The sequence below is a fragment of the Kordiimonas lipolytica genome, assembly GCF_001550065.1.
The window spans coordinates 24673-30809 of sequence record NZ_LRUB01000016.1 but is presented as its reverse complement, the minus strand read 5'-3'; the positions used below and the strand labels follow the sequence as shown (position 1 = coordinate 30809).

At 56.3% G+C, this 6137-nt stretch carries 6 protein-coding genes and 1 pseudogene; 3 read left to right on the top strand and 4 right to left on the bottom strand.

The window, feature by feature from the left end; translation table 11 throughout:
- Positions 1–239, bottom strand: a 239-nt coding sequence (locus KORM41_RS08005) for a hypothetical protein (RefSeq protein WP_197421040.1), incomplete at its 3' end; no start/stop codon positions are given.
- A gap of 234 nt (positions 240–473) precedes the next feature.
- Here KORM41_RS08005 and KORM41_RS08000 point away from each other — a divergent pair.
- The 3 genes from KORM41_RS08000 to KORM41_RS22005 all read left to right on the top strand — a co-directional run bounded on the left by KORM41_RS08000 (position 474) and on the right by KORM41_RS22005 (position 4170).
- Positions 474–1037, top strand: coding sequence for an RNA polymerase sigma factor (locus tag KORM41_RS08000; RefSeq protein ID WP_231727206.1), 564 nt, complete (start codon positions 474–476; stop codon positions 1035–1037).
- Position 1038: 1 nt separating this feature from the next.
- Positions 1039–1842: an anti-sigma factor family protein gene (locus KORM41_RS07995; protein WP_068147010.1), complete on the top strand. Its 804-nt coding sequence runs from the start codon at positions 1039–1041 to the stop codon at positions 1840–1842.
- A gap of 138 nt (positions 1843–1980) precedes the next feature.
- Entirely contained in the window at positions 1981–4170 is a 2190-nt protein-coding gene (locus KORM41_RS22005) for a calcium-binding protein (protein ID WP_068147189.1), read from the top strand.
- Between the two features lie 106 nt (positions 4171–4276).
- On the opposite strand, the pseudogene KORM41_RS07985 reads toward KORM41_RS22005, so the two are convergent.
- The 3 genes and pseudogenes from KORM41_RS07985 to KORM41_RS07975 form a co-directional block, all read right to left on the bottom strand.
- Positions 4277–4910, bottom strand: a pseudogene (locus KORM41_RS07985) (tyrosine-type recombinase/integrase).
- Between the two features lie 82 nt (positions 4911–4992).
- Entirely contained in the window at positions 4993–5217 is a 225-nt protein-coding gene (locus tag KORM41_RS22360) for a porin (protein ID WP_269448970.1), read from the bottom strand.
- Positions 5214–6116: a porin gene (locus KORM41_RS07975; RefSeq protein ID WP_269448969.1), complete on the bottom strand. Its 903-nt coding sequence runs from the start codon at positions 6114–6116 to the stop codon at positions 5214–5216. The genes KORM41_RS22360 and KORM41_RS07975 overlap by 4 nt, the downstream gene beginning before the upstream one ends.
- Positions 6117–6137 lie beyond the last annotated feature (21 nt).

Below are 6137 nucleotides of genomic sequence, written 5' to 3'. Positions count from 1 at the left end.
GCTTCCGCTTGTGCTTCAGCTTCCTCTTCGGCCTCTTCCTCGGCTTCATCTTCAGCCTGGTCTTCCGCTTCATCCTCTTCAGGGCCGAAGTAAGCGAACAAGGCACTTTCCACATATGCGGAAGTACGCCCAGAAGGGCGCGCGTCAGGTATCTGGGAGACATCGGGGAAGGCAAAAGCCACCTGTGACACAACAAGCGCGCTAAAGCCGCACAGCAATGTCAGGTGCCTATAATTCATTATCCCGTTCTCCAGGTGTTTGGGGGCCGAATTTACAGCGCAAACGCGCTGTATCAGGTGACGTTTAACGCCATTCTATTAAGAAAACGCGTAAGCACACAATTTTATTCCCTACTGAGTAGATAAACCCCGATTAACACTCACACGCGCAGGAAACCGCTTTCTGTGCCATAATAAATTGAAAAAAATTAAAAAAGTGGGAATAAACTCCGCTTGCTTACCGTTACCAAGGTGATGAACGCAGTTATGAAACATGACCCTGCCAACGAATGGCGTGAAGAATTGGTGGCTCTGCTGCCAAGGCTGAGGCGTTATGCGGTCTCACTGACAGGGACACTTCATGACGGTGAAGACCTGCTGCATTCAACGATCGAAAGAGCCCTCACCAAGTTCGATCAGTTCACACAGGGAACCGATCTGGATAGATGGCTTTTTCGCATAGCAAAGAACCTTTGGCTGGATGAAATCAGATCCCGGAAGGTCCGCGGCGAAACCGACAAACCGGAAAACCCGAAGGATGAGCCCTGGATCGATGGAGAAAATCAAGCCACAGCAGCGGTCGGGCTTTCCGAACTGGGAACCCTTCTGTCGCAGATGCAGGAGGACCACCGGGAAATCCTGCTGCTGGTTGTTGTTGAAGGATATTCATACAGGGAAGCGGCGGATCAATTGTCGCTACCTGTCGGTACGGTAATGAGCAGGCTAGCCAGGGCCCGGTCCAAACTCACGGAGCTGTCCGCAAAAGCGCGTCAGCAAAACGAGAACGTGGTGCCGTTCGGTAGAGGACGGGAGAGATAACATGAAGATTGAAGATACAGACCTGATGGCCTACATGGACGGCGAACTTTCGCCGACCAAGTCCAGGGCAATCGAAGACGAGCTGGCGCGTTCCCCTGCCCTGCGGGACCAGCTTGACAAAATGCGAGCAGCCGATGCCCTTCTCGCTGACAGCCTGGCAGGCACCCCGAAGCGGGCAGCCCGCCCGGACACGATGGCGCTTGTTGATGATCTGGCACGCAAGCTGGCACATCAGAAAACCGAAAGACCTGACAATCTGGTTACGCTGAAACAACCGGAGCAGGCCTCAAGGTCTTTCTGGAAGCGTCCGTTCGTGCCGCAGGCCATTGCGGCTTCGGTCGCCTTGTTCATCGGCTTTGGCGCCGGGAACCTCACGTCCACAGGCGGCATGCCACAAAGCAGTGGCATCACCGACTATGCCATGGGCCAGGTAAGCCCCCAGTCGCCGCTTTATCAAGCGCTTGAAAGCTCGGCCAGCCATCAGGCCGTCCGTTTCGGCTCTGAAGATCAGGCAGCAGCAATGCCCCTGACCACTTTCCGCACTGCGGATGGGACATTCTGCCGGGAGTTTTCAACCGCTGCGCCAAATAGCGCGCAACATGGCATCGCCTGCAGAAAGAACGGTGGCTGGCGCATCAAGGCCGTGGTCGCGACAGATGCAGTCGCCCCTGCAAACGATGGGATGTTCGTCACTGCATCTGATGCCACAACCGACCCCATCGGCAGCATGATCATGTCCATGATGGAAGGCGACGCCCTTAGCCAGAGCGACGAAGAAAAAGCCATCACTGGCAACTGGGATTGAGGCCTTCAGGGGCTTCAAAACCCTGAATTTTCTAAGCTTTTTCAGTTTTTCCAAAAAAATATTCATTTCAATGGAATAAACCCTCCTCCTATCCCGTTAACCAGATAACGCATTGATTTTTTCATCTGGAGAACGGACATGACAGATTTTATTGGAACAAGCGGCAACGATACGCTGACAGGCACCGCCAACAATGATGAGTTGGAAGGCCTGGCTGGTAACGACGTGCTGATGGGTGGCGCAGGAAACGATGAACTGGAAGACGGCTCCGGCAGCGACACCCTCACTGGCGGCAGCGGTGCCGACCGCTTCAAAATCCGGGGAGGCGGTAATGATGTCGTTACCGATTTCAACCCCGGCGAGGGCGATGTTGTCGACCTCCGCAAATATGAAACCATTAATTCCATTGATGATCTGCTGGCCATTTCCAGCGACTCTGGCGGCGGCGTGGTTATCGCCCTGCCAGGCGGCGACACGCTGACGCTCCAGGGTGCTTCCCTCTCTGATCTTGATGCTTCTTCCTTCCGCTTTGCCGCTGCTGACGTTGCTGATGAAGAAGATGATGACGCCGAAGATGCGGACGACTCTGAAGACGAAGAAGACGATGAGGACTCTGAAGACGAAATCGACGACGACGATGCTTCCGACGACGAGGAAGGCGATGAGGAAGACGAAGAAGACGATGAAGATGAAGAGGACGAGGACGAGGACGACGACGAAGATGACGACGACATCCTTGGCTCTGACGACGATGATGAACAGCGGGGCTTCGACGGCGACGACACGCTGGACGGCGGCCTTGGCGATGATGAAATCAAGGGCGGCGACGGCAATGACAAGTTGATCGGCGGCGAAGGCCATGACGAACTGAAGGGTGAAAACGGCAACGACACCATTTCAGGCGGTGCTGGCGAAGACGAAATCAAAGGCGGTAACGGCGCCGACGTCCTCGACGGCGGTGACAACGACGATGAGATCAAGGGCGGCGACGGCGCCGATATCCTGTCTGGCGGCAACGGCGATGATGAAATCGACGGTGGCGACGGCGATGATACGGTAACGGGCGGCGCAGGTGCCGACGAGTTTGAATTCGACTCGAACTCATCCGACGTGTTGACCGATTTCAACGGCGCCGAAGGCGACCGGATCGACCTTGATGACTGCGACGCCTTCGGCAGCTTCGAAGAAATGCTGGCTGCATCAAGCCAGGTCGGCTCAAGCGTGGTCATTCAGTTGGGCAACGGTGAAACGCTGACACTTCAGAACACCAACCTGGAAGACCTGTCCGCGGAATATTTCGAGTTTGACGACGACGATAATGAGCTGGACGACGACGACTTTGAGGGTGGCGACGAGGATGACGACCACGAGGGCGACGATTCCGCACAGCGCGTCAAGGGCGGTAACGGCAACGACAACCTCAAGGGCAACGGCGGCAATGACTTCATGACCGGCGGGTCAGGCAAGGACACAATCGACGGAGGCGACGACGACGATGAAATCTTCGCCGGCGCTGACGATGATGACGACGACAGCTTCGCAGGCGGCAGCGGCAACGATATTGTTGGCGGCGGCGCAGGCAACGACTTCCTTGTCGGCGATGACTTCAACAACGACGGTATCGGCGACGATGGCGATGACACAATCTACGGCGGCGACGGTGACGATGTGGTCATAGCCGGCAGCTGGCACGATGCTGATGGTGACGGTCTGTTCGACGACGGTGAGGCAAACACCAACGGCGGCGCCAGCAACAGTCTTTGGTCAGGCAGCGGCGACGACCAGGTTTACGGTGCCAACGGCGACGATGTGATCGGCGGCGGCGACGGCGACGACCGGATCGTCTCTGGCGGCGGCAACGATGTTGTCTATGCCGGCAAGGATGACGGTGAAGATGAAATCGAAGGCGGTGACGGCGACGATAATATCTTCGCGTCAAACGGTAATGACGACATCAGCGGCGACGACGGCAACGACACGCTCTTTGGCGGGGCCGGTGATGACACGGTTGACGGCGGTGACGGCATCGACCAACTGTTCGGCGGCGCTGGCAATGACCTGCTGATCGGCGGTGATGGTGCGGACACCTTCTTCTTCGGCAACAATCACGGCAATGATGTTGTGGACGATTTCGACACCGCGTTTGATACCCTCTATCTGGTGAACACAAATACGGACTTCACATCGATTGACGATGTTCTGGCTGCCAGCCAGGAAACAACAGCCGGCGGTGAAGACGGCGTCTTGATCGACACCGGAGATGGCTCTTCCGTGTTCCTGGTGGGACTAACCTTATCGGACCTCCAATCCGCCACGTTGGACCTCTAGCTGCATTCGGTTACTGTGGCGCTGGGGGAGCTTCGGCTCTCCCTTTTTCTATGTCCACTCCTGGCGAGAGAGCGACCACCAAAGTGGTCGCTCTGAGTGTCTGCTTTTAGATTTCCAGCTGCTCAGCAACTTCGAGGGCATCATCGACATCAATACCAAGATAGCGAACCGTACTTTCCAATTTCGAATACCCCAAGAGTAGCTGTACCGCCCTAAGGTTCTTGGTTTGCTTGTGGATGAGCGGAGCCTTGGTACGCCTGAGCGAGTGCGCTCCATAGCTGCTTGGGTCCAGTCCAATATCACTGATCCAGGCTTTCGTCGCCCTGGCATATTGACGCATTGAGGGGTGCCGAGTTCGATCGATCCGGCTGGGGGAAGAGATAGTCTGAATTCCCCAACCCAGACTTCGCGATCCACTTCAAAATGGATTCCCGAGCTTGGACTTGCTTCGAGATTTCAAATCGGACCGGATTACCTGTCTTTTGCTGCAGTACCATTGCGCGACGCTTCACCTCTGAGCCTTCGCAAACATCCGAGACCTTGAGCTTCACTAAATCACAGGCGCGCAACTTGCTGTCGATCGCTAGATTGAATAGAGCAAGATCACGAACCGCAGCCTTCAATTGCAGGCGAATGCGGATCGCCCCAATCTCCTTCAGTTTGAGAGGTGGCTTTTGCCCTATCAGTTTGCCTTTGTTCCAGGGCTGATGGGCATTTCCGTGATGAAAGAAGAGTTTCATGATCTGTCTCCTTTATGATCAGGAAACAGTCATTCTACTCCTATCAACCTAGCGCACTTTCTGGCCCTCTGCGGTCATTACTTCACCACCCAAATTGCATGCGAAGCCCAACAGTATGGCCGCTTTGGTGTGTGTCGCCGTCAGTGCTGAAATCCGTGGCACTGATCATGAGGCGCACGTTTTCTGTCACGTACCAGTTCAAGGACGCCGACCAGTTACGGCCATAGGTGCCCAAACCGCCAGCGCGCAGGTCGAGGCGGCTATAGCGGACGGCGACTTCCCAGGCGCCCATACTGCCTTCTGTCACCGGTCGTGAAGGCTGAAGGCCTTCAATTTCCCCGCCCCGGCGTCATAGGCCCGGTGTTCACCCGTCAGTACATAGCTTGCGGCAATGTGACCGCCGTCATAGCTGTGGGCCTCCCTGCCTTTCGTGCGAAGGCCGCCATATTCGGCGTCGAAAAGCCAGGGCCCGCTGGAGGTCGCAAGCTCAATGTTGGCATGGCGGTAATGGTCCGCCTCAACGAGGCCACTGGCAAACATCCTGCCGCCGTCAAGCCAGGCTTCCGGCCGGGCCGACAGGAACAGCAGATTGTCGTCTTCATCGCGGTAATAGGCCGACAGGCCCACATGCAGGAACGCCTCTTCCGCCAGAATGGGTGCATAGGTGGCACGCGCATGCAGGCCCCAGCCATTGGTGTCGGCGGTATCATCGTTGAGGTCATCAAACGACACGCCCGTCTGCACACTCCAATTGCCGCCACCGGTTTGAAGAAACACGCCAAGCTGGCCGCCAGTGCCCACCTCAAACGCGTTGGAGGCCAAGCTGCGTTCCGGCAGGCCGCCGACCGTCTCGCTCGTCGCCGCCGAAAGAGTATGATAGATCTTCAGATAGCCAAAAGAGAGCGCCATATTGTCGCCCAGGCGATAGCGTACAAAACTGTCATCCAGGCTGACATCCCCGCTTGATGACACCGCAAGTTCAACCTGCGTGTCCAGGCGCTCGGACAATCGCGCCTTTATCCCGGTTTTCAAAGCCCGCAGGCCATTGCCTGCCGACAGCTGTTGATTGTCGGCCGCATGGACATCCAGGGCATCCAGCTGCAGCAGGCCGAAAAAATCAATGTCGCCCGCAAAAACTGCCCCGCTTCCGCTGCAAAAGGCCACAAGCCCTCCAGCGAGGGTGCTTGCACACCACCGTCTTGTCATCATGAATTCCATCATATTGAG

Coding starts and splice junctions, on each gene's coding strand:
- KORM41_RS07975 (WP_269448969.1), bottom strand. CDS start 6,116: ATGACAAGACGGTGGTGTGCAAGCACCCTCGCTGGAGGGCTTGTGGCC.
- KORM41_RS08000 (WP_231727206.1), top strand. CDS start 474: ATGAACGCAGTTATGAAACATGACCCTGCCAACGAATGGCGTGAAGAA.
- KORM41_RS07995 (WP_068147010.1), top strand. CDS start 1,039: ATGAAGATTGAAGATACAGACCTGATGGCCTACATGGACGGCGAACTT.
- KORM41_RS22005 (WP_068147189.1), top strand. CDS start 1,981: ATGACAGATTTTATTGGAACAAGCGGCAACGATACGCTGACAGGCACC.